A 26,498-nucleotide genomic window follows, 5' to 3' on the forward strand; every position below is an offset into this window, starting at 1 on the left:
GAATGAAAAAATTGAATATTCGCTGGCTCAGCTTTTTTATCGTTGTTCTTGTCTTATTTGGCTTAACTTTTGTTAAACTGCCATATTACGTGACAAAGCCGGGTGATGCAACAGAGATTGCCCCTCACATTCAAGTGGATGGTGGATACGGCGAGAAGGGCAGCTTCTCTCTTATGACGATAAAAGTAGGTCCAGCCAATCCGTATACGTATTTGCTTGCGAAAATGAATAAATATGACGAAATCGTCCCAGAAGAAAATATTAAAGCGGACGGAGAGTCGGATGAAGATTATATGAAAAGACAGCTTCAGCTGATGAAAAGCTCTCAAGAAAATGCCATGATTGCAGCGTATACAAAAGCAGGCAAAAAAGTAGATTATACGTTTAATGGGGTATATGCGAGCTACGTCATGAAAGGCATGCCTGCTTACGGCAAAATTGAAGTGGGCGACCGGATTAAAAGCGTTGATGGCAAGACGTATGATTCTGCTGATAAAATGGTGTCGTATATCAGCCGTCAAAAAGCTGGTACATCTGTCCGTTTTGTCCTTGAACGCAACGGCAAGGATATCACGCAGAAAGTGAAGTTGAAGCCTTTTAAAGAAGAGCCGAATCGAGTCGGAATTGGCGTATCTTTATTTACAGACCGAGATGTGAAAGTGTCGCCATCTATTAAGGTGGATATTGAAAATATCGGCGGCCCGTCGGCAGGTTTAATGATGTCACTTGAAATTTATAATCAGCTGACAAAAGAAGACGAAACACATGGCTATGCGATTGCAGGGACTGGAACGATAGACGCTGATGGTACGGTCGGGCCAATTGGCGGAATTGATCAAAAGGTTGTTGCAGCAGATAAAGCAGGAAAAGATATCTTCTTTGCACCAAACGATAAAGGTGATCCAAATTCAGACTACAAAAATGCAGTGAAAACAGCGAAAGATATTAAAAGTAATATGAAAATCGTTCCTGTGGACACAATGCAGGACGCACTGAACTATTTAAACAAGTTAAAAGAGAAATCATCTTAAGTGAAAAAAGAGCAGCCTTAGGCTGCTCTCAGCGTGTAGACAAACCCTCGCATTCGGTGTCAGGTCTCTGCGCCGGTACTCACGAATGTCAAATTCGCTCCGTTCCGGTGCTCGCCCTTCCTAGACTTCAAAGGTTTTCTATCACGCTGAAAAGAAGACAAAGGGATAAAATAAAGATCATTTTAGCCCTTTGTCAACAATCAGAGAGCAGCCTTCATCAAAGGCTGCTCTTTTTATCGAGATTGGAAGAGACCAGTCTCTTCATCATAGCGGATCGGTGAGGTTTTAAATTCTGCTTCTGTTAACTTTGTTTGCATTGGTTCGCTGATGGGAAGGCTGAAGACGCGGGAAGCGCGAATGTCAAGATCAAGGGCAGGGTGTGAAAAGGAAGACAGCTTGCTGACAAGCGGTACGTCCAATTCTTTTTTGACAAGTGATAAGTATTGCTGTCCTTTCTTTGACATACCAAGTAAACGAATGTATGGCGTGTGTTTCTTCTTTAGCAGCTCATGCATAACAGTTTTCTTCACCCTCATTAAAAGGTGTGTATTCATCCGCTGCAGCCTTGTCCACGTATATCGTTTTGTTTTCACAAGTGATAGATATTCCTCGTAGGTGGACGCATGTGTGATCGCCTTTTGCATGCGGTGTTCGATGCCTTCTTCAATTTCATAGATGCCTTCTAATTCTGCTGTATCCATGGTGTGAAACATATGTTTTAAGAAGCTGAAATAGTCTTCTTGCGTATGTAAAAGACCATAAGAAGAATAATAGTCATGCAATTGCTTAAGCGAAGCTTCCGGGAGATAAGAGGCGACAGTTTCAAATGACCCGTTCTCTTTTAAGGCTTTTCGGATGCTTGTCGCGCTTGCAATTTTCTGATGTTTAGGAAGCTCTTGATCATGATAACCGGATGCAATTCTTTGAGAGGTAAAGGGCTCTATGTGAGGAGATCTCTCTAAGATGGCTTTGACATAGTGGAAGCCTAAAATGTTATTGGGCTTAGACAGATCCAGTAAGTGTTTAGGATCAATGATCTTTTGAAACGCAGCGGCAGAGGCTGCCGGATAACTAAGCCCTTCTTTGACCTTTGCTTTTGTGAAAAGGTCAATTTCTTCTTTTTTTTCATGCCAAGCGTGCGCTGTTCGCTCAAATGCTTTAATGTCCCCATCCTCGCTTCCGAAAAAAAGGGAGCGGCATTTTAAAGCGTCTAAAATGGACACAGCGCCATTTGCAAAGGTTTCTGCCTTTTGCACTGCATAGATGTATGGAAGCTCACATACGATGTCTACACCGTTTTGCAATGCCATTTTTGTACGTGCCCATTTGGAGACGATAGCAGGTTCTCCGCGCTGGAGGAAAGATCCGCTCATGACGGCAATGGCTACATCTGAGGAGGTATGTGTTTTCGCCTGGCGAACATGATAGGCATGCCCATAATGAAATGGATTGTACTCGACAACGACTCCTGTTGCTTTCAATAGATGTTCCGCCTTTCTTGCTATGGTTAAATGGTCTATGCTACAGTAGCATAAGGGAAAAATGAAGCCCATTTTTTTCAGTGTAGGCATTCCGTGAACTGATGTCAAACAACGCTCTGACATCACAAAGGACTGTAAAGAAAAAATATTGACAAATAGCATGATGAAAGCTATAATCATGTTTGTTGCTCTTAGAGGTGATACAATTGAAATGGACAGTTTATCAGTTACATCAAAAAGCTAAAAACAGCTTCGATTTTCATGAGACGGTTGACTTAAATGAACTTACTAGCCTTCATTCAGATATACGTCGCATTTCACCAGTAGAGGTGAAAGGGACTGGAGTGATCGAATCAAAGCAAGTCGCATTTGATTTAACCATCACAGGTGAAATGACATTGCCTTGTTCAAGAACGCTTGTTGATGTAAATTATCCATTTGCGATTTCAACGAAAGAACTATTTGTACTTCATAAGACAGACGATATAGAAGATGAAGACGTATCTGTTGTAGAAGACGATATCATCGACTTAACGCCTATAGTCAAGGAAGAAATTCTTCTTGAAGTGCCGATGCAAATCTTTTGCGACCAAACAGACGTAAAAGGTGCTGCACCACAGGAAGGGAATGACTGGGCGGTCATTTCGGAAGATGCACATCAAAACCGAATTGATCCGCGTCTGGAAGGCTTGAAGAAGCTCTTAGAAGAAAATAATGAATCTTAACTCTTTAAGGAGGTGGGAATAATGGCTGTACCTTTTAGAAGAACTTCTAAAATGAAAAAAAGATTGCGTCGTACGCATTTCAAACTACAAGTACCTGGTATGGTAGCTTGCCCAGAATGCGGTGAAATGAAAATTTCTCATCGTGTCTGCAAATCTTGCGGAACATACAAAGGCAAAGACGTAAAAAGCAACTAATGCTTGATAAAAAAGCGTAAGGGAATCTTCCCTTGCGTTTTTTTATTTGTCTATTTTTTAGGTTTCTCTCCTGCAAATAGTCTATCTACTCTAGTAAGCGCATATGATGTGGTATTCAGATTCAGGGGGGATGATCAATTGACGATTACAAGGCAGGACGCATGGACGCAAGATGAAGATTTACTTTTAGCAGAAGTCGTCTTAAGACACATTCGAGATGGAGGAACGCAGCTTTCCGCATTTGAAGAAGTCGGAAAAGCGTTGTCAAGAACGGCTGCAGCATGTGGATTCAGGTGGAATTCATACGTCAGAAAACAATATCAGGCAGGCATTGAGCTGGCGAAAAAACAGCGGAAAGAACTGCGTAAAAAGATTGGGATTCATTCCTCGGGTTTACCACAAAATACGTTAACGATAGAAGAAAAGGCAACTTCAGTTCAGGCTGAATTGACCTTGCGAGAAGTGATTCAGTTCTTAGAGCAGCTTGAAAAAGAACCTGCTGGCTCTGCTGATTTACGCGAAGAACTAGCGGACACGCAGCATCAACTGAAGTCGCTCACGGAAGAAAATGAACACTTGAAGCGGCAATTAAAAATGACAGAAGAAGATTACCGGGCACTCATTGGGATTGTTGAAAGAGTCAAACAGAATATCAACTTAAAAGAATATGCTAAATAAGAAAACGCCCCTCACAGAGAAAGGAGGGGCGTTTTGCCGTCAGTATTAAGCAGATTCACCTGTATTTTTTTGGATATGGGCAGGTTCCCAGATGAGTGGATTTTCACCTTTGTCGCGTTCCATATCATATTTGACCGCTTCAAAGCCCATTTTATCCCAAAAACCGGCAGATTTGACGCGAGGATTGGTCCGGATTGGCAATCCGAAAGATTTGGCGAAATCAACAAGTGCCTCGCCGTACCCTTTACGCTGATACCCAGGAAGCACTTCCAGCTTCCACAGCTCTAAATAATCATGATTGTGGTCAAAATACGTTGTCGTCGAACCGTCCACTTGATAAAGGCTCATACGTGCGACCAGCTTATCTCCAAAATAAATCCCGTAAAATGGAGAATTGCTGTCATTTTCAATCATATTACTTTCAAGGTCTTCAAGCATGGATAGTTCTTGTATGCCATATTCTTTAAATTGTTTAAATTCCTCTAAAGTTTTGTAATTGATTAGAAGTCGTTTTACTTGTGTCATATGATCTTCCCCCTTACACACATAATGTCGACAGTGATGTCATTGAAGGCGTTTTCATCCCATCCGCCTTAAAAAGTTTTTACACTTATTATTATAGTTTTTAAATTAAAAAAATTCAATCACGGCGCGCTATCTGCTTTTTGCATCGCGGCTTGAAACTGTTAAAATGGTTGATATGATGAAGTAAACAGAAAAAGGGAAGTGCGGCAGTTGAACATTGGAATCATTGGCGGCGGTGCGATTGGTCTGCTTTGTGCCAGTTATTTATCACAGCATCATGACATCACTGTTTTGACAAGAAGAAAAGAACAAGCAGAGGAGATTCGAACATCAGGAATTAAGCGAACGGTAAAAGGAGAGACATTCCGGGCGTCTGTGGAGGCAAGGGCAGGGATTACAGGAGTATTTGATCTGCTGATTGTGACAGTGAAATATCACCATCTGCAAGAGGTGCTTGATGAACTATCAACATTACCTCGTCAGCGAATCTTATTTTTACAAAATGGCATGGCCCACTTATTAGATTTAGAAAACTGGGACACGTCGCATTCGATATATATAGGTGTCGTAGAGCACGGCGCCATGAAGGTATCAGACCATGCAGTGAACCATACAGGGATCGGTGTCATCAAGTGGGGAGCTTTTCATCCTGAGGATACAGATGATGTGAGAAATGATTTGAATGAAACGCCGGCCCATTTTCAGATGATTTATACGGATGAATGGAAAAAAGTGCTGGAGGAAAAACTGCTAGTCAATGTATGCATTAACCCGCTCACGGCTTTATTGCATGTGAAAAATGGAGAATTGATCGCAAATCCTTCATATGAATACATGATGAAATGTGCATTTGAAGAAGCAATGTCCATTTTAGGTCTGGCTGAAAAAGAGCAGCTCTGGTCACACGTCGTTTCAATTTGTAAAAAAACGGCCGCCAATCAATCGTCGATGCTTCAAGATATCGTCAAAGGCCGTGAAACCGAAAGAAAAGCCATCGTTGGCTATCTTTTAAAAAAGGCTCAAGCTCAAGAGATTCTGGCGCCACATCTTACTTTCTTCAATCGAAGCTTGGAAGTATTGGAAAAAAAGCAAACAAAATCTTTTGAGTGAGCTCATTTACATGCTATACTTTTTTCGGGAAACTAACTATTTATTGAAGAAAGGAAGTTCTAAACATGCAATTGACTGAACTTTCCATCCGAAGTCAGAATTTATTCATACGTGATTATATAGAAGAAAAAAAAGAGATGACTGCTTTTTTTGATTATGATATACATTCTGAAGGCACATGGAAAAAGAGATACGACGATCTCATGGAAATGAGCTTCCCGCGCGAGGCTTTAGCAGATTATATGAGCGCATACCACGCAAAGTTTGAATCGGCAGCGATGCGTCAGAACATTGAAAAGATCCGTGACAAGCGGAGTGTCATGGTGGTTGGAGGACAGCAGGCAGGCCTACTTTCAGGACCGCTTTATACCATACATAAAATCATATCCATTATTCAGTTCGCAAAAGAAAAAGAATCAGCGCTTGGCGTTCCTGTGATTCCAGTCTTTTGGGTAGCAGGTGAGGATCATGACGTAGATGAAATTAATTTTGTCTACACATCCGGCGAAAAAGGTCCAGTCAAGCAAAAGCTGCCATTACATAACGTCAAAAAAACTGCGGCCAAAAGAACACCTCTGCATCAAGAAAAAACAGAGAAATGGCTCCGCGATGTGTTTTCAACGTATGAAGAATCTGCGTATACTAATGACTTGCTTGGTAAGCTTCTTCGATGTTTACGCAAATCACAAACGTTTACGGATTTCTTTGAATGGATTGTATGCGACCTTTTTGAAGAAGATGGACTGCTTCTATTTAATTCAGGAGACTTAGGCGTCAAACCACTTGAGCGTACGTTATTCAAGCACATTGTCGAGACAAATGATGCAGTCACAGCTCGTTTGAATGAAACGCAGGCTGCCATGAAACGAGCGGGATATCAGCCGATCATTGAAGCTGGTGACAATCAAGCGAACCTGTTTTACGAATATGATGAAGAGCGTTTCCTTATTGAAAAAGAAAACGGCCAGTTTTCTATATCAGAAGTGGGGCTTACGTGGACAAAAGAAGAGCTTTTGCAGGAAATTGAGGAGCACCCAGAACGGTTTAGCAACAATGTGGTGACGCGTCCCTTAATGCAGGAAACCCTTCTCCCAACACTTGCTTTTATGGCAGGACACGGTGAAGTCAACTATTGGGGAGAACTGAAAGGAATCTTTGAGCATTTTGAATTAAAGATGGCACCTGTTCTTCCAAGACTGCACGTGACCATTCTTGAAAGGCACATCGATAAGAAGCTGCCGGTCAGAGAACTTTCTCTAGAAGAAGTGCTCACAAACGGAGTAAAAGAAAAGAAAGAGGCTCACTTTGAGCAAAGCCTTCCAGACAGCTTTGTTCAAGCCGTTGATCAAGCGAAACGTGAATTAGCGAATGCTCATGGTGTATTGAGGCAAGAAGCACTGAAGGTTGAACCAAACTTCGAGCAGCTGCTAGATAAAAATGCCAAATTTATCGAAGATCAGCTTCAATTTGTTTATCAAAAGGTGGCGCAGCGTGTGGAAGAAAAGGAAGGTTATATCCTTCGAGATTTTGAACGGATTGAAAACAGCTTAAAACCATTAGATGCCCCGCAAGAAAGAATTTGGAATATCATGTACTTTTTAAACAAATATGGTCCAGAATTCTTCAAAACGTTCAAAAATCTGCCATTTTCATTTCAAAACAAGCAGCAAATTGTCAAACTTTGAAATAAAGTTTTAATGAACCCTGACTAGTTCAGGGTTTTTTTTTATGTAGAAACAGTGTAAAATAAGTTTTGTGGAGAGAAGTGGTGGATAGTGGAGAGTAAGGGTGAGAAAGTGGGGCTCTGATTATCATGTTCATGGGTGAATACCAACATACGATTGATACAAAAGGGCGCATGATCATCCCTGCTAAATTTAGAGACGGTCTCGGAGAACAGTTTGTGCTGACGAGAGGGCTTGATCAATGTTTATTTGGCTACCCTATGAGTGAGTGGAAACTAATTGAAGAGAAACTCAAAGCACTGCCGCTAACGAAAAAAGATGCACGTGCGTTTACCCGGTTCTTCTTCTCCGGCGCAGTTGAATGTGATCTGGACAAGCAGGGGCGCATTAACATCGCATCAAACCTACTCCAATATGCAAAACTCGAAAAAGAATGTGTGGTCATCGGCGTTTCAAATCGAATTGAGTTGTGGAGTAAGTCGATCTGGGAACAATATACAGAAGAGCAAGAAGATTCTTTTGCTGAAATTGCTGAAAACATGATTGGGTTTGATATATAATAATCCCTTGTGCAGCAAGCTTTCTACACATTCATTTCTATTTGAAAAAGGTGGGACCATAACATCATGTTTCAACATGAGACAGTATTATTAAAAGAAACAGTTGACGGTTTAAACGTCAAAGAAGACGGTACATATGTAGACTGCACGCTGGGCGGAGCAGGTCATAGCTCATATTTACTATCTCAACTATCAGAAAAAGGTACATTGATTGGATTTGACCAAGACGATGCTGCACTGGATCATGCACGAGAGAAGCTCGCAGATTCAAAAGCGAACATTCTTTTCATAAAGAGCAACTTCCGATATTTAAAAGAACGTCTGAATGAACAAGGCATTACAAGCGTAGACGGTGTGATTTTTGATCTTGGGGTTTCATCTCCTCAGCTCGACACACCAGAGAGGGGCTTTAGTTATCACCATGATGCACCTCTTGACATGCGAATGGATCAAACAGCCGCATTGTCGGCAAAACAAGTGGTGAATGAATGGCCATTTGAAGATCTAGTTCGGATTTTCTACAAATATGGGGAAGAAAAATTCAGCAAGCAAATCGCACGCAAAATTGAAGAAGCTAGAAAAAAAGCACCAATTGAAACAACAGGTGAGCTTGTCGACATTATCAAAGAAGGAATTCCCGCACCTGCAAGACGAACTGGCGGACATCCAGCAAAAAGAGTGTTTCAAGCGATCCGAATTGCCGTCAATGATGAATTGAAAGTTTTTGAAGAAGCACTAGAACAAGCAATAGAGTTACTCAATCCGAAGGGGAGGATTTCTGTCATTACATTCCATTCACTTGAAGACCGGATTTGTAAAAGTACATTTAAAGAAATGTCTTCTCTTCCAGAACTTCCGCACGGACTACCAGTGATTCCAGAAGGACTTGAACCAAAGCTGAAGCTGATCACGAGAAAACCAATCGTTGCATCAGAACAAGAGCTGGAACATAACAACCGTGCCCGTTCAGCGAAGCTCCGAATTGCAGAAAAAAAGTAAAACGACACCATAGATGATGATAAAAAGGAGGTTTCTTATGAGTAATTTGGCTTACCAAAGAGAAGTAAAACAATATCAAACAGAGCAGCAAGGCCAATCGGTTGTTATTAAAAGAAGAGGTTCTATCACACTTGGTGAAAAAATCTTACTTGTCATGTTTGTCATGGCTCTTATGTGCAGCTCCATTCTCATCATTTCTAAAGCCTTTGCTGTCTATCACGCCAATATCGAAGTCCAGAAATTAGAGCAGCAAGTATCTTTAGAATCGAAGAAGATCACTGAGCTTCAAAAAGAAAAAGACTTGCTGAGTGAACCAGAGAGAGTCATTGATACTGCGAAAAAAGCAGGCTTAAGAATTTCGAAAGATGTTAAGAAGGTCGATTAAGATGGCGATGCCTAAAAAGAATAAAATGATGAACAGAGGCGCGGCAATTGCGAGTATTTGCTTCGCCCTGTTTTTCTTTATCATCCTTGCACGTTTTATCTATATTCAGATTACAGGAACGGTCGATGGCCAAGTGTTAGCCGCAAAGGCAAATGAACAATATCAATCGAAGAAAACACTTGAAGCGAAAAGAGGGTCTATTTTAGACCGAAATGGGAATGTGATTGCCGAGGATACGTCTGTCTATAAGCTCATTGCGATCATGAGCAAGAAAATGACGGTCGATCCAAAGCACCCAATGCATGTCGTTGACAAAGAAAAGACAGCAAAAGAGCTGTCAAAAGTCATTGATATGAGTGAAAGCGAAATTTTAAAGCGTCTGAATACTAAAGGTGCGTTCCAAGTGGAGTTTGGTAAAGCTGGGAAAGACATCAGTTTTTCAACAAAGGAAAAAATTGAAAAGCTAAAGCTTCCAGGGATCGCATTTGAAAAAGACACGAAGCGATATTATCCAAACGGCATGTTTGCATCGAATCTGATCGGTTATGCAAGATTAGATGAGGCAACGAAGGACATGTCAGGCGCGATGGGACTTGAGAAGGCGCTGAACAAATTTTTAAAAGAAAAAGACGGCTATGTGACATATAACAGTGACAGAAGCGGATGGGCTCTTCCAAATAGTAAAGAAGACATTGTCGCTCCGAAGGATGGAAAAAATGTCACGCTGACCATCGATCAAAAAATCCAAGCGTTCCTTGAAGAAAGTATGACGCAGGTTGCCAAAAAATATAAACCGAAGAAAATCATTGCCACAGTCGTTGATCCAAAAACGGGAAAGGTGCTCGCGATGGGACAGCGGCCAAGCTTTAATTTAAATGAATTAGACATTACGAATTATAACAATGATGTCATTTCATATGCGTTTGAACCAGGTTCAACGATGAAAATCTTTACACTTGCTGCGGCAATCCAAGAAGGGGTCTATCAAGGCAATGATAAATATCAATCTGGTACTTATAAAGTAGGAGGCGGCCTTGTAAGAGATCACAACAATGGAAATGGCTGGGGAAAAATTGACTTTCATGAAGGGGTTCTCCGTTCGTCTAACGTAGCTTTTGCAAAGCTGGCAAAAGAAAAATTAGGCTTCACGCGCTACGAACAATATTTGCAGAAGTTCCATTTCTATGACAAAACAGGTATTGACTTACCGAACGAAGCGTCTAGTAAAATCAATTACAGATACGAATATGACAAAGCATCGACGGCTTACGGTCAAGCGTCTGCCATTACACCGATTCAACAAATCGAAGCAGCGACAGCGATAGCAAACGGCGGAACGATGATGAAGCCATATGTCATTGATCATATTACAGACCCGAACACAAACAAAACGATTTTACAGCACGAACCAACAGTAGCTGGAAAACCAATTTCCTCTGATACAGCAAAGCAAGTCCGTGACATTTTAGGTGAGGTGGTTTCCTCGAAGATTGGAACAGGCCAGCCTTACCAAATCAAAGGATTTGATGTTGCTGGGAAAACAGGAACAGGACAAATTGGCGGTGCCGGCGGTTATCTCAAAGGAAGAAACGATTACGTCTTTTCATTTATGGGAATGGCGCCAAAAGATGATCCGAAGCTGCTCGTTTATGTAGCTGTACAGCAGCCGCAGCTGTCTGATACAGAAACTGGCTCTGCCCCAGTTGCACAAATCTTTAACCCAGTGATGAAAAATAGTCTGCTATATTTAAATATTGCACCAACAAAAACAGACGATAAAAAATCAGGCGAACAAAAAGTGAAGCAAGAAACAATGCCTTCATTCTTAGATTTAGAAGTGAAGCAGGCGGAAACAGAAGCCAAAAACAAAAACTTAACGCCTGTTGTCATCGGCGACGGCCTCTCCATTAAACGACAGTGGCCAAGTGCAGGCTCTGAATTCTCTGAAAGCCAGAAAGTTTTCTTGAAAACAGCAGGAAAAACGATAAAAATGCCTGATATGACAGGCTGGTCGAGACGGGAAGTCCTTCAATATGCATCCATTTCCGGTGTGCATATCGAAACAAAAGGACAAGGATATGCTGTCAAACAAAGTGTGAAAAATGGAGCGGAGATTTCAGATAAAGTCGTCACTGTGACATTTAAAAGCCCGAATTAACTGCAAAACCTAGCAAACGACTTGCTAGGTTTTTTCTTTTGCCGAGCCAAGCGGGATAGACGAGACGTTCTACATAAGGACGGGCCTGCATATGATGGAAACAAGCCATATGTATGTAAGGAGTGAACCGGGCGTGCGAGTATCAAGTGTAACAGTGAGAAAACGATTGCTTTTCGTGCTGCTGTTTGGGGTGATCATTTTTTTCATCATAGATACTAGATTAGGATATGTACAGTTTATTATGGGCGAGAAGCTCACAAGCTTAGCAAAAGATTCATGGAGCCGGAACCTCCCGTTCGAACCAGAAAGGGGAGATATTTTGGACCGAAATGGGGTAGAGCTTGCGACGAACAAAAGTGCCCCATCTATATTGGTCGTCCCGCGGCAAATTAAAGATCCGGCAGAAACAAGCAAAAAACTGGCGGCAGTACTGAATATGTCTGAAGAGAAAGCGTACAAGCACGTCACAAAGAAAACATCCATCGAACGAATTTCTCCAGAAGGCAGAAAAGTATCTCATGAAAAAGCAAAAGAAGTTAGAGAGCTTGATTTAGATGGCGTTTATGTTGCGGAAGACAGCATCAGACACTATCCGTTTGGCAGTTTTCTTTCTCATGTGCTGGGCTTCGCTGGAATTGATAATCAAGGGTTACTTGGACTGGAAGCCTATTATGATGATGACCTAAAAGGTGAAAAAGGCTCTGTCAAGTTCTATTCCGATGCAAAAGGGCAGAAAATGCCAGATGAAGCAGATGATTATACACCGCCTAAAGATGGTCTTGATATGAAGTTAACTGTCGATGCGAAGGTGCAAACCATTATAGAACGGGAATTAGACAATGCGCAGGCAAAATATAACCCAGATGGGATGATTGCAATTGCGATGAACCCGAAGAACGGTGAAGTGCTTGGGATGTCGAGCAGACCGGATTTTGATCCAGCGGATTATCAATCAGTTGACTCGAAAGTGTTTAACCGAAATTTACCGGTGTGGAGCACATATGAGCCAGGTTCGACGTTTAAAATTATTACGCTTGCAGCAGCACTAGAAGAGAAAAAAGTCAATTTAAAACGAGATCATTTTTTTGACAGCGGTTCTGTGACAGTTGATGGTGCAAGACTTAGGTGCTGGAAAAAAGGCGGCCACGGATCACAGTCATTTTTAGAAGTGGTTCAAAACTCCTGTAACCCCGGTTTTGTTGAACTAGGCGACCGTCTAGGAAAGGATAAATTATTTTCCTATATTAAAAATTTCGGATTTGGTCAAAAAACAGGAATCGATCTTCAAGGGGAAGGGCGAGGCATTTTGTTCCCGCTGGACCGGGTTGGCCCTGTAGAGCAGGCGACAACTGCCTTTGGTCAAGGTGTATCTGTTACGCCGATACAGCAAGTAGCTGCCGTAGCAGCTGCGGTAAATGGCGGAACACTTTACACGCCGTACATTGCAAAAGAATGGATAGATCCAATCACAAAAGAGGTAGTGAAAAAGCAATCACCGATTGCCAAAAAGAAAGTGATTTCAGCAGAAACATCCAAAGAAATCAGATATGCGCTTGAAAGTGTAGTCGCTCAAGGAACTGGCCGAAATGCATTTGTTGAAGGATATCGAGTTGGCGGAAAAACAGGGACAGCACAGAAGGTAAAAGACGGCAAGTACATGGAAAATAACCACATTGTGTCATTTATCGGGTTTGCGCCTGCTGATGATCCGAGTATCGTTGTATATGTGGCTGTAGATAATCCGAAAGGCACTATTCAATTTGGCGGGACAGTTGCTGCACCAATTGTGGGTCATATTATGCGGGACAGCCTGCCTGAGATGGGTGTGAAAAAAAGAAAAGGACAAATTGAAAAGAAGTACCAGTGGCTGGACACAAAAACCATTGAAGTACCGAATCTTGTAGGGGGATCTGTTTCAGACCTTGAATCCTTACTGATTAACCTTAAGATCGATGCTTCTGGAACTGGCAGTAAAGTGGTGAAGCAATCGCCTGCTGCCGGGACAAAAGTCAAAGAAGGCTCCACCATCAGATTATACTTAAACGATGAATAATAAAGAATGAACAGAGGGTAGCCGCACTCATTCGGCTGCCTCTTTTTGTTGAAAGAGAAGGTCTGTTTGAAAAAAAGAGCCTAAAGTGTGTTTTTTCCAAGAGAAACTTAAGGAATACGCTGGATGTATCCCTTTTTTTACGATAAAATATAGACTGTGTGTTTTTTTCACAAGACATGCACGTGAACGAATTTGAGAGGTTTGATATGAAATGAAATTACAAGAACTCCTTACATATTTTAAAAGTGAAAACAACGAACTAATAAACGAAAATCCTGATATCACTTCCATTGAAATGGATTCAAGAGAGGTGAAAAAAGGAAGCCTTTTTGTCTGTATAAAAGGCTATACAGTAGATGGACACGATTATGCTGAAAAAGCGGTGAAAAGCGGGGCTGCAGCGATTGTAGCAGAACACCCTCTTAACATATCAGATGTACCAGTCATTATTGTAAAACACTCTCAAAGAGCTCTTGCAAGAATAGCTGATGCGTTTTACGAGCAGCCAACTCATAAGCTGAATCTCATCGGGATCACAGGAACAAACGGAAAAACTTCGACAACACACATGATTGAACAAATGATGAGAAAAGCCGAAAAGAAAACTGGCTTAATCGGTACGATGTATATGAAGGTGAATGATGACATTCTCGATGTGAAAAACACCACACCTGAAAGTGTCACACTTCAGAAAACTTTTAAACAGATGCTTGACCAAGATGTAGACTCAGCCATTATGGAAGTATCATCACATGCACTGCATCTTGGCAGGGTACATGGATGTGATTATGATATTGCCGTTTTCACAAACCTTTCGCAGGACCATCTTGATTACCACAACACAATGGAAGAATATAAACATGCGAAAAGCTTGCTATTCTCACAGCTTGGCAGTGCCTTTCATCACGACAAGCCGAAGCATGCGATTTTAAATGCAGATGATGACGCTTCGAGTTATTATGAAAAAGTGACAGCTGCTGAAGTCATGACATATGGCTTAGAGCAAGAAGCAGATGTGATGGCAAAGAATATTCAAATCAAGCCGAAGGGAACTCAATTTGATTTGATCACTCCAATTGGCACAAAAAATGTGACGGTTGCCCTCATCGGTAAGTTTAATGTGTACAACATCCTAGCAGCTGTATCAGTAGGGATCGTATCTGGCTTAACATTTGAAACGATTGTAAGTGCTATTGAAGAGCTGGAGGGAGTCAAAGGCCGATTTGAACTTGTGAACTGTGATCAAGATTTCCCTGTTATCGTCGATTACGCCCATACACCTGACAGCTTAGAAAATGTCCTGACAACGTGTAGAGAATTAACAGAGGGCAAAATTTTCTGTGTGATAGGCTGCGGCGGCGACCGTGATAAAACAAAGCGTCCTCAAATGGCCCAAATCGCTGTGAAGTATGCAGATGAACCTGTATTTACTTCAGACAACCCAAGAAGCGAAGATCCTTCAGCTATTTTAAAGGATATGGAAAATGGGGTGCCAGACGCATATTATCATAGTTTTGTGAATCGCAAACAAGCTATCTTTTTTGCAATTGCCAATGCGAAAAAAGGCGATACAGTCTTAATAGCGGGTAAAGGTCATGAGACATATCAAATCGTCGGCGATCAAGTTTACGATTTTGATGATGCAAAGGTTGCTATGGACGCTATTTTAGATCTAAACAAATCTTAAAATGATGAAAAGAGTGTAATGAAATGAAGCATTTTGTACAAAAACAACATACGAAGAACGCGAATGAATACCTTATTAATGAATGTGATTTTCTGATGGAAAACGGCTTTGGAAATTCGGAAGGAGTAAAGAACGATGCTTGAACAGGTGATATTGTTTACAATCATAATGGGATTTTTAATCAGTGTTCTTTTATCCCCGATTTTTATTCCGTTTTTAAGAAGGCTTAAATTTGGTCAAAGTATTAGAGAAGAAGGACCACAGTCTCACCAAAAGAAATCAGGTACTCCGACAATGGGCGGAATTATGATTATCTTTTCTATTACCATTACAACGATTGTGATGATCAACAAATTTTCTGAGATTAGTCCAGAAATGTTTTTATTGTTATTTGTCACGCTTGGCTACGGTCTATTAGGATTTTTAGATGATTATATTAAAGTAGCGATGAAACGAAACCTAGGTTTAACATCGAAACAGAAATTAATTGGTCAAATTGTGATCGCAGTGATTTTTTATGCAGTCTTCCATTATTATCAGTTTGCAACGACGATTCGCATTCCAGGAACAGATGTGAGCTTCGATTTAGGATGGGCTTACTTTATCCTTGTCGTTTTCATGCTTGTCGGAGGTTCTAATGCCGTGAACTTAACGGATGGACTGGATGGTCTATTATCTGGAACCGCGGCTATTGCCTTTGGAGCCTTTGCTATATTGGCTTGGAATCAATCACAGTACGATGTAGCGATCTTTTCAGTAGCTGTTGCTGGAGCCGTTCTTGGGTTTCTTGTGTTTAACGCGCATCCTGCAAAAGTATTTATGGGTGATACAGGGTCGCTTGCTTTAGGCGGAGCGATTGTAGCAATTGCGATTTTAACAAAGCTTGAAATTTTGCTTGTCATTATTGGAGGAGTATTTGTTGTCGAAACGTTATCCGTTATTCTTCAAGTGATCTCCTTTAAAACAACTGGAAAAAGAATCTTTAAGATGAGTCCGCTTCACCACCACTATGAGTTAGTTGGCTGGTCTGAGTGGAGAGTAGTTGTCACCTTCTGGACAGCTGGTTTATTACTTGCTGTTTTAGGAATTTACATCGAGGTGTGGTTATAATTGAATAAGATGCAAATGTTAAAAAACGAACATGTACTAGTATTAGGTCTTGCAAAAAGCGGATATGCGGCAGCTTCAATTCTTCATGAGCATGGAGTAAATGTCACAGTAAATGACCAAAAGCCGTTTGAAGAAAATGAACCTGCTCAGCTTCTTTCTGAAAAGGGGATTGATGTCATTTGCGGCAGCCATCCTCTTCGTATGTTCGAAGATAAAGAAATTACGATTTTAATTAAAAATCCAGGAATTCCATATGAAAATGTGATGGTTCAAGAAGCGCTTCGCTGCGGAATTCCAGTTTGGACGGAAATAGAATTAGCTTATCATTTAACCTCAGCTCCTTTTATTGGGATCACTGGATCAAATGGAAAAACCACTACCACGACTTTGATTTATGAAATGTTGAAACAAGACAGTCAAAAAACTTTAGTGGCAGGTAATATTGGCACGGTTGCCAGCGAAGTCGCTGCAAAAGCAGCTGGCGATGAGTGGATCGTAACTGAACTCTCTTCTTTTCAGTTAATGGGAACAGTTGATTTCAGACCTAAAATCAGCTTAATATTAAATATTTTTGATGCACATTTAGACTATCACCACACTCGTGATGAATATGAAAAAGCAAAGCAGAAAGTATACGCACATCAACTTGAAGATGACATAGCTGTTATTAACCTCGATGATCCATCAGTCGTAAAACTGGCTGAAGCTTCAAAAGCAAAAAAAGTGTTTTTCTCAGTGAAAGAGCAAGTAGAACATGGTGCGTATATTAAAAATGGTGCGATCTACTACATGAATGAACATATCATCGATTTAAAGGATGTTGTTCTTCCTGGTGAGCATAACCAAGAAAATATTTTGGCGGCTATTTGTGTCGTGAAAAATGCAGGCTGTTCAAATGAAGCAATCGCACACGTTCTCACGACATTTAGTGGAGTGAAGCATCGTCTGCAGTTTGTAGATACAATTCAAAGCAGAAAATTCTATAACGACAGTAAAGCCACCAATATACTGGCAACAAGTAAAGCATTGTCAGCTTTTAATCAGCCGACCATTTTACTAGCTGGCGGGCTTGATCGCGGTAATGAATTTGATGAATTGAAACCTTTTATGAAAAATGTAAAAGGAATTATCACATTTGGTGAGACGGCACCTAAGTTTGTGAAGCTTGGTGAAGAACTGGGAATACATCACGTAAAACATGTCGATAATGTTGAACAAGCAGTACCTGCGGCGTTTAACATTTCTGAAGAAGAAGACGTGATTTTATTATCCCCGGCTTGTGCAAGCTGGGATCAACATAAAACATTTGAAGAACGTGGAGACATGTTTGTAAACGCCGTGCATATGCTTAAATAAGGGCTTGTCTCTCGTATGACTGACAGCCCAAATGAAATTATGCTTGGGGTGTCGGTCTCTTGACGAATAAGAAAACTTCTCCGGACTTTTTGCTTGTTGTCATTACGTTACTTTTATTGACGATTGGTTTAATTATGGTGTACAGCGCTAGTGCTGTGTGGGCATCGTATAAATTTGATGATTCGTTTTATTTTGCAAAAAGACAGCTTTTGTTTGCCGGAATCGGAGTTATCGCGATGTTTTTCATAATGCGAGTCGATTATTGGACGTGGCGGACTTGGTCAAAGATATTGATTGCTGTTTGTTTTCTCCTTTTGCTGCTTGTACTTATTCCTGGTATCGGTATGGAGAGAAATGGATCAAGAAGCTGGATCGGTGTCGGTGCGTTTAGTATTCAGCCCTCTGAATTTATGAAGCTTGCGATGATTGCGTTTCTTGCAAAATTCTTATCTGAAAAACAAAAAAATATCACATCCTTTCGTAAAGGTTTCGCACCAGCATTAGGCATTGTGTTTTCTGCATTTGCCATCATCATGCTGCAGCCAGATTTGGGAACAGGGACGGTAATGGTTGGAACCTGTATTATTATGATATTTGTTTCAGGTGCGAGAATTGCTCACTTTATATTTCTCGGTCTTTTAGGGCTCAGCGGATTTGCTGCACTAGTCTTATCAGCGCCCTACCGCATAAAACGAATTACATCGTACTTAAATCCTTGGGAAGATCCACTAGGCAGTGGGTTTCAAATTATTCAATCCTTATACGCTGTTGGTCCAGGCGGTCTGTTCGGAATGGGTCTCGGTCAAAGTAGACAAAAATTCTTTTATTTACCTGAGCCTCAAACAGACTTCATCTTTGCAATATTGTCTGAAGAGCTTGGCTTTATAGGAGGATCACTCATTTTGCTGCTCTTTAGTGTTCTATTATGGAGAGGCATACGAATAGCACTTGGAGCCCCAGACTTATATGGAAGTTTCCTAGCAGTTGGTATTATTTCAATGGTTGCCATTCAAGTGATGATTAATATCGCAGTTGTTACTGGACTTATCCCTGTGACAGGTATCACGCTCCCATTCCTAAGTTATGGCGGCTCATCACTGACATTAATGCTGATGGCAATTGGCGTACTCTTGAATGTAAGCAGGTACGCTAGATATTAGTGCTGCTAGTTCATGAAACCATGATGACATTTATTTTGCAAAAGTACAAAAAAATGATTTGAAGAGTAGAAATGACAGATTTTGTATTGGAAACATGTTTTTCGACTCTTCTTTACAGGTTTTAACGGAGCCCTGTTGTTTAAAACAGGGTTTATACTTTGTTCAGAGCAGAAAAAAATTGAGGGGAAATGGTATAATGCGTATAGTAATCAGTGGAGGCGGAACAGGCGGACATATTTATCCAGCCTTAGCTTTTATTAAAGAAGTGAAAAGACTGCATCCTGATGTAGAATTTTTATATATTGGTACTGAAAATGGACTTGAAAAGAAAATTGTAGAAAGAGAAAATATCCCTTTCAAATCCATAGAAATTTCAGGTTTTAAAAGAAAGCTTTCCTTTGATAACGTAAAAACGGTGATGAGATTTCTAAAAGGCGTTCAAAAAAGCAAATCTTACTTAAAAGAATTTAAGCCAGATGCGGTCATTGGAACAGGTGGTTATGTGTGCGGCCCTGTGGTTTATGCAGCTTCTAAGCTGAAAATCCCGACCATTATTCACGAACAGAACAGCCTGCCTGGTATCACAAATAAGTTTCTAGCAAGATATGTTGATAAGGTAGCCATCTGCTTTGAAGAAGCAAAGGCACATTTTCCTTCTGAAAAGGTTGTATTTACGGGAAACCCTAGAGCCTCTGAAGTCGTCTCTATAAAAGAGGGGAAATCTCTGAAGGAGTTTGGACTGGATGAAACGAAAAAAACGGTTCTTATTTTTGGCGGGAGCCGGGGGGCTGCGCCGATTAATAGAGCAGTTATTGACATGCAAGATGCATTAAAGGCTAAGAACTATCAGCTTTTATATATCACGGGTGAGGTACATTATGAAAAAGTGCTGAACGAACTAAGGGAAAAAGGTGCAGCACCTAATATGATCACAAAGCCTTTCTTGCATCAAATGCCGGAGTACTTGAAATCGATTGATGTGATTGTTGCAAGAGCCGGTGCCACAACGATTGCTGAAGTAACAGCCCTTGGAATTCCAACTATTTTTATTCCAAGCCCATACGTGACGGCAAATCACCAGGAAATCAATGCAAGATCACTAGAAAAGCATGACGCTGCAATCGTTTTAAGAGAATCAGAGCTTTCTGGAGAAAGCCTCCTTCATGCCATTGATGAAATTGCTGGTAATGAAGAAAAATTAAACGAAATGAGCCGTTTAACAAAAGAACTTGGAGTACCAGATGCGGCTGGACGTTTATATAATGTATTAAAAGAAATTACGACTACATGATGGAATGATATTAGGTAAGGCGGAGGGTAATATGGAGAACTTGAAGAATGAATTATTAGAAGCGCAAGTCGGTAAAGTGCTTGAAAATGAGCCGCTTGCAAATCATACGACAATGAAAATAGGCGGGCCGGCAGATCTATTGATCGTTCCTAAAGATATCGATTCAGTTAAAACGATCATGGATCAGATAAAAAAACACCACGTGGACTGGACGGTTATTGGAAGAGGGTCAAATTTACTCGTACTTGATAAAGGAATACGTGGCGTCGTCCTGAAGTTAGGCGCTGGACTTGATCACTTAACTGTAAATGATGAAGAAATTACAGTTGGCGGCGGCTATTCTGTTGTAAGGCTTGCAACGTCTCTTAGTAAGCAGGGTCTTTCAGGGCTGGAATTTGCAGCTGGTATTCCAGGGTCTATTGGCGGCGCTGTTTATATGAACGCAGGTGCGCACGGATCTGATATCAGTAAGATTCTTGTGAAAGCGAGAATCTTATTTGAAGATGGAAGCATCGAGTGGCTAACAAATGAGCAGATGAACTTTAGCTATAGAACGTCTGTCCTTCAAAAGGAACGACCAGGCATTGTTCTCGAGGCCGTGTTTAAGCTCAAACAGGATGATCGCGAGAAAATCACAAAGAAAATGCAGCAAAATAAAGACTATCGCAAGGAAACACAGCCTTATAATCGACCATGTGCCGGAAGTATTTTTCGAAATCCGCTGCCTGAATATGCAGGACAGCTTGTAGAAAAAGCGAATTTAAAAGGGTACCAAATTGGCGGAGCAAGAATCTCTGATATGCATGGCAACTTTATTGTGAACGCTGGCGGGGCTACTGCTCAAGACGTGCTGGACTTAATCCAGTACATCCAAAAGAAAATTAAAGATGACTACAATGTAGAAATGCATACAGAAGTAGAAATTATCGGTGAAGCAAATTAAAAGCAAGTTTTATGAATGATGGCATCACAGGAAAACAAACGGCATGAAAGAATGCCGTTTGTTTTCTCATCAAAAGATGACCCAAAGGTGTGGACAAGCAGCTTTGAATGGGGTGAAGAATATATATGCGGCCTGATCATGAAAATGAAAAGATCGTCAATATAGAAGAACGAATTCCTAAAATTAAAGAACAAAGGAAGCAGAAAGCGAATCGGAGACTAATTTCTTTTATTCTACTGTTTTTTATCATGGTTTTAATCATTATTTATTTGCAGACACCAATCAGTAAAATTTCTTCTTTAACTATTACGGGTAATGAGCATGTCCCTACAAAACAGCTTGTGAAACTTTCCCAGATTAAAGAAGGCGAAACAGAGTTTTGGAATTTAAATAAAGATTTAACAGCAGATCATATTAAACAAAACAAACTGATTAAAAGTGTCAGTATCAAAAAACATTTTCCAAATAAGGTTAGTATTGCTGTCAAGGAATATGCCAATATAGCGTATCTTCAAAAAGGAAATTTATACTATGAGCTTCTTGAAAATGGGACAGCATTACCAGAAGAAGTCACACCAAGTCATGCAGGACCTATTTTTGTTGATTGGGACAATAAAGAGAAGCTGAAGCAAACGGTTAGATCTTTAAATCAGCTGCCAGCCTCTATTCAGGAACTCATCTCAGAAATATATTATGTGCCAACAAGCTCAAACCAGTGGCTCGTTAAATTTTATATGAATGACGGGAACACCGTGATTGCATCAATTAAAACATTCGCTGATAAAATGAAAACCTATCCTGCCATTGTAAAAGAACTTTCGCCATCTGAAAAAGGCACAATCCATATGGAAGTCGCGACGTATTTTGAAGCGTTTAAATCTAAGAAAAAGGAAGATGAACGTTGAGAGGCAAAACAGTTATATTCTCAATTGTCATGCTTGTTCTTGGTTTTCTGATTTCTTTTTCATACCAATATACTAAGCAGCATCAGGCAGATGTCATTCGAACAGAGCAATGGAAAAAAGAATACTCCTTGAAAAGTCAGCTGACAAAGCAAGAAAAGGCGAATCAGAAACTTGAAAAAGAATTATACAGTCTTCAATCACAGGTTCAAGCCACTGAGTCCAATTTGAAAAATGAAAAAGAGCAGTATTTTAATGTATTGGAAGATGTTGAGAAATACAGGATGTTTACAGGAGAGATCGGTGTAAAAGGAAAAGGGGTAAAAGTATCCCTTGAAGATGCATCTTATATCCCGAGTGGACAAAATGTCAATAATTACATTGTTCATGAGAGCCACATTTTTCATGTGATAAACGAACTGTTTATATCAGGGGCCTCTGCCGTATCTATTAATGGACAAAGAATTACACACCAATCATACATACATTGTAACGGCCCAGTTGTCACAGTTGACGGTGTTCAGCATCCAGCGCCATTTGTTATTTCTGCTATTGGTGATCCGGCTGTGTTAATACCTGCATTAAATATTGCAGGAGGAGTGGTCGATCAGCTGACAAGTGATCACATTTCGATGACGATTGAAAAAAAGGATATTCGTATGAATCCTCTTTTAAAACACAAAGATTAAAAGTGAAAAGGTGAGTGGTGTTGAGGAAAAAGAAGCCTTTACTTAGTTTGACAGCCTTAATGGTGATATTCGGCATCATGGTCTCCATCCAATTTAATTCATTGCAAAAGCCCAAAGTTCGTGATACTCGCGATGTGTGGGAGCTAAGAGAGGATTTATCTGCATCTAAAAGTAAAGAATTGGATTTACTAAAAGAAATTGATAAATACGATGAAATGCTGAAAAAGTATGGTCATCAAGGAGATCAATCAAAAGAAGCTCAACTAACTAAAACATTAAAAGATTTAAAAGAAAAGGCTGGTTTTACAGAAGTGACAGGGGAGGGAATTGAAGTTGACATCTCTCAGCTCTTCTCCAAGGATCTGACCGGAGAAGAAGTGAAAAATATCCCGCCTGATCTTCTGAAAAAGCTAATCAACGAAGCCAATATGTATGGGGCAAAACATATTTCCATTAATGACCACCGTGTGATTAATACAAGTGTGATTCGAGATATTAATGGCACGACGAAAATGGATGGCTACAGCTTAGATGGTGATGAAGTGACCATCAAAATGATCAGCGACCAGGCCGACAAATTATACAGCCGTTTAAATGTATCAGATATTGGTGATTTGTTTGCTCAGGAAAATTTCGGCTTAAGTATTAGCCAGCCGAAGCAGCAAATTCAATTAAAAGCATATGACGGTGCAATTCAGTTAAACGAGTTGAAGCCTCTTGACGATGTAAAGGAGGGAAAATCTTAATGTGGCTTCCTGTACTTGGCTTAATCATAGGAGTTGCGATCGGTTTCTTAACAAATTTTACGATACCGAATGAGTATTCTAATTATCTTTCCCTCGCTGTACTTGCTGCGCTTGATACATTGATTGGTGGAATCAGGGCACATCTGCAAGGGGCATACGATGAACTAGTGTTTGTATCAGGCTTTTTCTTTAATATTATACTTGCAATAAGTTTAGCTTTTCTGGGCGTCCATCTTGGTGTAGACTTGTATTTAGTCGGAATGTTTGCTTTCGGCGTTAGATTGTTTCAAAATATAGCAGTTATTCGAAGAATTCTACTAACAAAATGGACAATTTCTAGAGAAAAAAAGAAAAAAAGTGAGTCATAAAAAAGGATATACATATGATGTAACGAATATTTTCAGTAATCCTAATAAAAAATGTTGATTTTTTAAGTTTTGTTACACACTTGTAAAAACACATTCATTGTATTGTTGTTCAGCAAATAATAGAATAGAAAGTATTGATATGTGAGGAGGTGCCATAGAATGAACAACAATGAAATTTACGTCAGCCTTGACATCGGTACATCCAATATAAAAGTCATCGTCGGAGAAATGGCGGATGATTCGCTTAACATTATAGGTGTTGGAAATGTCCCTTCAGAAGGGTTAAAAAAAGGATCGATTGTTGATATAGATGAGACAGTTCATTCTATTAGACAAGCATTTGAACAGGCTGAGAGAATGGTAGGTTTTCCTTTACAAAAGGCGATTGTCGGAATTAACGGAAACCACATTCATATTCAGAATACGAGCGGCGTGGTCGCAGTATCTAGTGAAAACAAAGAAATACATGCTGAAGATGTGAGACGTGTCTTAGATGCTGCACAGGTAGTATCTATTCCTCAAGAACATCTCGTCGTAGACGTCATCCCGAGACAATTTATCGTCGACGGAAGAGATGAGATCACTGATCCGAAAAAAATGCTTGGTGTTCGGCTAGAGGTGGATGGATCGTTAATTACAGGTTCTAAAACGATTCTACATAACTGGCTCCGATGTGTAGAAAGAGCTGGAATTGAAATTATGGATATTTGCTTGCAGCCGCTCGCATCGGGCTCAGCAGCATTATCGAAAGATGAAAAAAATCTAGGGGTAGCTCTCGTCGATATTGGCGGCGGATCTACAACGATTTCCGTATTTGAAAACGGGCATCTCTATTCTACTCACAGTATCCCTTTGGGCGGAGAGAACATTACAAAAGATTTGTCTATAGGACTTAGAACTTCTACTGAAGAAGCTGAACGAATTAAAAAACAATTTGGACATGCGTTTTATGATGAGGCATCGTCTGAGGAAACATTTGAAGTTTCTGTCATCGGTACCGATCAGAAACAGACGTATACACAGCTTGAGGCGGCTAATATCATCGAGGCTCGGCTGGAAGAAATCTTGCTCTTTGTGGCAGAGGAATTAAGAAATATGGGTGTCCATGATTTGCCTGGCGGATTCGTTCTAACAGGTGGACAGGCAGCTATACCAGGTATCCTTTCTCTTGCACAAACGGTCTTGCAAAACAATGTTAGAATTGCAAGTCCGAATTATATTGGGGTGAGAGAACCTCAGTATATGACAGGAGTGGGTCTGATCCACTTTGCTTATCGCAATGCAAAGATTCAGGGCAGACAAGTTGGATTCCAAATGCCGGATGAGGCGTTTCATGAAGTAGGCGCATCCATGGAGCCGGTTTCTTCTGCACCACAAGTGAAAGAAGCGCAGCCAAGACCGAAAGTAAAACAAAAAGCACAAGAAGAGACAAATAAAAAACCGGGCAAAATGAAAAAACTATTTAATATGTTCTGGGAATAGAATTAGATTTTCGACGGATTAGGAGGATTCAGCATGTTGGAGTTTGAAACAAATATAGACGGCCTAGCATCAATTAAAGTAATCGGAGTAGGTGGAGGCGGAAATAACGCAGTCAACCGAATGATCGAAAATGACGTACAAGGTGTCGATTTCATTGCAGTCAACACAGATGCACAGGCGTTAAATCTATCAAAAGCAGAAACGAAAATGCAAATCGGTGCTAAGCTGACAAGAGGGCTTGGAGCAGGTGCGAATCCTGAAGTCGGTAAAAAAGCTGCTGAGGAAAGCAAAGAACAGATTGAAGAAGTATTAAAAGGCGCAGACATGGTCTTTGTTACTGCTGGTATGGGCGGTGGAACTGGTACGGGTGCTGCACCTGTCATTGCAAAAATCGCAAAAGATTCTGGTGCATTGACAGTTGGAGTCGTGACTCGTCCTTTCACATTTGAAGGAAGAAAGCGTCAGCTTCAAGCAGTCGAAGGAATTGCTTCTATGAAAGAAGCAGTTGACACTTTAATTGTGATTCCAAACGATCGCTTGCTTGAAATTGTTGATAAAAACACGCCAATGCTTGAAGCATTCCGTGCAGCAGATAACGTGCTACGACAAGGTGTTCAAGGGATCTCAGATCTTATTGCTACACCAGGTTTAATCAACCTTGACTTTGCTGACGTGAAAACAATCATGTCCAATAAAGGTTCTGCTCTTATGGGTATCGGTGTTGCGACTGGTGAAAATCGTGCCGCTGAAGCTGCGAAGAAAGCTATTTCTTCACCACTTCTAGAAACGGCAATCGACGGTGCACAAGGTGTCATCATGAATATTACTGGTGGTACGAACCTAAGTCTTTATGAGGTACAAGAAGCAGCGGACATTGTGGCTTCTGCATCTGATGAAGATGTAAACATGATTTTCGGTTCTGTCATTAATGATAACTTGAAGGATGAAATTGTGGTAACCGTGATCGCAACTGGATTTATTGAGCAAGAGCCAGAGGTGTCAAAACCACAAAGAAATCCATTAGGGCAAGGATTAAAGCAAAATCAATCCATTCCTCAAAAACGTGAAGTAAAACGTGAGGAACATCAGCAGTCATCATCTCAGCCGAGACAAAATACACAATCAAGCGATGATACGCTGGATATCCCAACGTTCTTGCGCAACCGTAATAAACGTTAA

The 26,498-nt window shown here is 40.6% G+C and carries 25 protein-coding genes; 23 read left to right on the forward strand and 2 right to left on the reverse strand.

Translation table 11 applies throughout. The annotated features are described in order from the left end of the window. Positions 1 to 2: 2 nt before the first annotated feature. Positions 3 to 1,031 carry a SepM family pheromone-processing serine protease gene (locus MHB67_RS07180; RefSeq protein ID WP_056766360.1) on the forward strand — a complete coding sequence of 343 codons (1,029 nt, stop codon included), beginning with the start codon at positions 3 to 5 and terminating at the stop codon, positions 1,029 to 1,031. A 233-nt stretch (positions 1,032 to 1,264) separates the two neighbouring features. On the opposite strand, the gene MHB67_RS07185 is transcribed toward MHB67_RS07180, so the two are convergent. Further along, positions 1,265 to 2,512 carry a nucleotidyltransferase gene (locus tag MHB67_RS07185; protein ID WP_056766874.1) on the reverse strand — a complete coding sequence of 416 codons (1,248 nt, stop codon included), beginning with the start codon at positions 2,510 to 2,512 and terminating at the stop codon, positions 1,265 to 1,267. A 206-nt stretch (positions 2,513 to 2,718) separates the two neighbouring features. Between MHB67_RS07185 and MHB67_RS07190 the strand changes: the two genes are divergently transcribed. From MHB67_RS07190 to gerR, 3 genes are all read left to right on the forward strand, one after another. Beyond that, positions 2,719 to 3,237, forward strand: a complete 519-nt coding sequence (locus MHB67_RS07190) for a DUF177 domain-containing protein (protein ID WP_019743276.1) — start codon at positions 2,719 to 2,721, stop codon at positions 3,235 to 3,237. Between the two features lie 21 nt (positions 3,238 to 3,258). Then, complete coding sequence (gene rpmF, locus MHB67_RS07195; RefSeq protein ID WP_008354700.1) at positions 3,259 to 3,432, forward strand: 50S ribosomal protein L32; 174 nt, start codon at positions 3,259 to 3,261, stop codon at positions 3,430 to 3,432. A 138-nt stretch (positions 3,433 to 3,570) separates the two neighbouring features. Continuing rightward, positions 3,571 to 4,110, forward strand: a complete 540-nt coding sequence (gene gerR / locus MHB67_RS07200) for a sporulation-specific transcriptional regulator GerR (protein WP_024426922.1) — start codon at positions 3,571 to 3,573, stop codon at positions 4,108 to 4,110. A 45-nt stretch (positions 4,111 to 4,155) separates the two neighbouring features. On the opposite strand, the gene MHB67_RS07205 is transcribed toward gerR, so the two are convergent. Beyond that, positions 4,156 to 4,635 (reverse strand): N-acetyltransferase, encoded by a 480-nt coding sequence (locus MHB67_RS07205; RefSeq protein WP_007499784.1) that lies wholly within the window; start codon positions 4,633 to 4,635, stop codon positions 4,156 to 4,158. Positions 4,636 to 4,845: 210 nt separating this feature from the next. On the opposite strand from MHB67_RS07205, the gene MHB67_RS07210 reads away from it, so the two are divergent. From MHB67_RS07210 to ftsZ, 19 genes are all read left to right on the forward strand, one after another. Beyond that, complete coding sequence (locus MHB67_RS07210; RefSeq protein ID WP_103132577.1) at positions 4,846 to 5,745, forward strand: 2-dehydropantoate 2-reductase; 900 nt, start codon at positions 4,846 to 4,848, stop codon at positions 5,743 to 5,745. A 65-nt stretch (positions 5,746 to 5,810) separates the two neighbouring features. After that, positions 5,811 to 7,430: a bacillithiol biosynthesis cysteine-adding enzyme BshC gene (bshC, locus tag MHB67_RS07215; RefSeq protein ID WP_257802869.1), complete on the forward strand. Its 1,620-nt coding sequence runs from the start codon at positions 5,811 to 5,813 to the stop codon at positions 7,428 to 7,430. A gap of 128 nt (positions 7,431 to 7,558) precedes the next feature. Beyond that, complete coding sequence (gene mraZ, locus MHB67_RS07220; protein WP_003211163.1) at positions 7,559 to 7,990, forward strand: division/cell wall cluster transcriptional repressor MraZ; 432 nt, start codon at positions 7,559 to 7,561, stop codon at positions 7,988 to 7,990. Positions 7,991 to 8,056: 66 nt separating this feature from the next. Then, on the forward strand, positions 8,057 to 8,989 hold the full coding sequence (gene rsmH / locus MHB67_RS07225; protein WP_024426925.1) for a 16S rRNA (cytosine(1402)-N(4))-methyltransferase RsmH: 933 nt from the start codon (positions 8,057 to 8,059) through the stop codon (positions 8,987 to 8,989). Between the two features lie 37 nt (positions 8,990 to 9,026). After that, complete coding sequence (ftsL, locus tag MHB67_RS07230; RefSeq protein WP_073205092.1) at positions 9,027 to 9,374, forward strand: cell division protein FtsL; 348 nt, start codon at positions 9,027 to 9,029, stop codon at positions 9,372 to 9,374. Positions 9,375 to 9,381: 7 nt separating this feature from the next. Then, entirely contained in the window at positions 9,382 to 11,532 is a 2,151-nt protein-coding gene (locus tag MHB67_RS07235) for a penicillin-binding protein (protein WP_056766876.1), read from the forward strand. Positions 11,533 to 11,665: 133 nt separating this feature from the next. Then, positions 11,666 to 13,585 (forward strand): stage V sporulation protein D, encoded by a 1,920-nt coding sequence (locus tag MHB67_RS07240; protein ID WP_024424263.1) that lies wholly within the window; start codon positions 11,666 to 11,668, stop codon positions 13,583 to 13,585. A gap of 211 nt (positions 13,586 to 13,796) precedes the next feature. After that, positions 13,797 to 15,272, forward strand: a complete 1,476-nt coding sequence (locus MHB67_RS07245; RefSeq protein ID WP_122631414.1) for a UDP-N-acetylmuramoyl-L-alanyl-D-glutamate--2,6-diaminopimelate ligase — start codon at positions 13,797 to 13,799, stop codon at positions 15,270 to 15,272. A gap of 135 nt (positions 15,273 to 15,407) precedes the next feature. Further along, the gene (mraY, locus tag MHB67_RS07250) at positions 15,408 to 16,382 is read left to right on the forward strand and encodes a phospho-N-acetylmuramoyl-pentapeptide-transferase (RefSeq protein WP_003211854.1); all 975 of its coding nucleotides are present in this window, start codon (positions 15,408 to 15,410) and stop codon (positions 16,380 to 16,382) included. Beyond that, positions 16,383 to 17,738 (forward strand): UDP-N-acetylmuramoyl-L-alanine--D-glutamate ligase, encoded by a 1,356-nt coding sequence (gene murD, locus MHB67_RS07255; RefSeq protein ID WP_024424260.1) that lies wholly within the window; start codon positions 16,383 to 16,385, stop codon positions 17,736 to 17,738. Positions 17,739 to 17,797: 59 nt separating this feature from the next. Then, positions 17,798 to 18,898 carry a stage V sporulation protein E gene (gene spoVE / locus MHB67_RS07260; protein ID WP_024424259.1) on the forward strand — a complete coding sequence of 367 codons (1,101 nt, stop codon included), beginning with the start codon at positions 17,798 to 17,800 and terminating at the stop codon, positions 18,896 to 18,898. 196 nt (positions 18,899 to 19,094) lie between these two features. Further along, positions 19,095 to 20,189, forward strand: coding sequence for an undecaprenyldiphospho-muramoylpentapeptide beta-N-acetylglucosaminyltransferase (gene murG / locus MHB67_RS07265; RefSeq protein ID WP_342492871.1), 1,095 nt, complete (start codon positions 19,095 to 19,097; stop codon positions 20,187 to 20,189). 31 nt (positions 20,190 to 20,220) lie between these two features. Continuing rightward, a complete protein-coding gene (gene murB / locus MHB67_RS07270; RefSeq protein WP_213404787.1) occupies positions 20,221 to 21,132 on the forward strand; it encodes a UDP-N-acetylmuramate dehydrogenase in 912 nt (303 codons plus the stop codon). Between the two features lie 125 nt (positions 21,133 to 21,257). Beyond that, positions 21,258 to 22,037, forward strand: a complete 780-nt coding sequence (locus tag MHB67_RS07275; RefSeq protein WP_024424256.1) for a cell division protein FtsQ/DivIB — start codon at positions 21,258 to 21,260, stop codon at positions 22,035 to 22,037. Beyond that, on the forward strand, positions 22,034 to 22,723 hold the full coding sequence (locus MHB67_RS07280) for a DUF881 domain-containing protein (protein WP_024424255.1): 690 nt from the start codon (positions 22,034 to 22,036) through the stop codon (positions 22,721 to 22,723). Before MHB67_RS07275 ends, MHB67_RS07280 begins: the two co-directional genes overlap by 4 nt. A 20-nt stretch (positions 22,724 to 22,743) precedes the next feature. Further along, a complete protein-coding gene (locus MHB67_RS07285; protein WP_024424254.1) occupies positions 22,744 to 23,469 on the forward strand; it encodes a DUF881 domain-containing protein in 726 nt (241 codons plus the stop codon). Further along, a complete protein-coding gene (locus MHB67_RS07290) occupies positions 23,469 to 23,837 on the forward strand; it encodes a small basic family protein (RefSeq protein ID WP_003210988.1) in 369 nt (122 codons plus the stop codon). Before MHB67_RS07285 ends, MHB67_RS07290 begins: the two co-directional genes overlap by 1 nt. Positions 23,838 to 23,996: 159 nt before the next feature. Then, positions 23,997 to 25,319, forward strand: coding sequence for a cell division protein FtsA (gene ftsA / locus MHB67_RS07295; RefSeq protein ID WP_024424253.1), 1,323 nt, complete (start codon positions 23,997 to 23,999; stop codon positions 25,317 to 25,319). A gap of 33 nt (positions 25,320 to 25,352) precedes the next feature. Further along, the gene (gene ftsZ / locus MHB67_RS07300) at positions 25,353 to 26,498 is read left to right on the forward strand and encodes a cell division protein FtsZ (protein ID WP_024426931.1); all 1,146 of its coding nucleotides are present in this window, start codon (positions 25,353 to 25,355) and stop codon (positions 26,496 to 26,498) included.

It is taken from the genome of Bacillus sp. FSL H8-0516 (genome assembly GCF_038635285.1).
Lineage (GTDB): Bacteria > Bacillota > Bacilli > Bacillales > Bacillaceae > Bacillus > Bacillus safensis.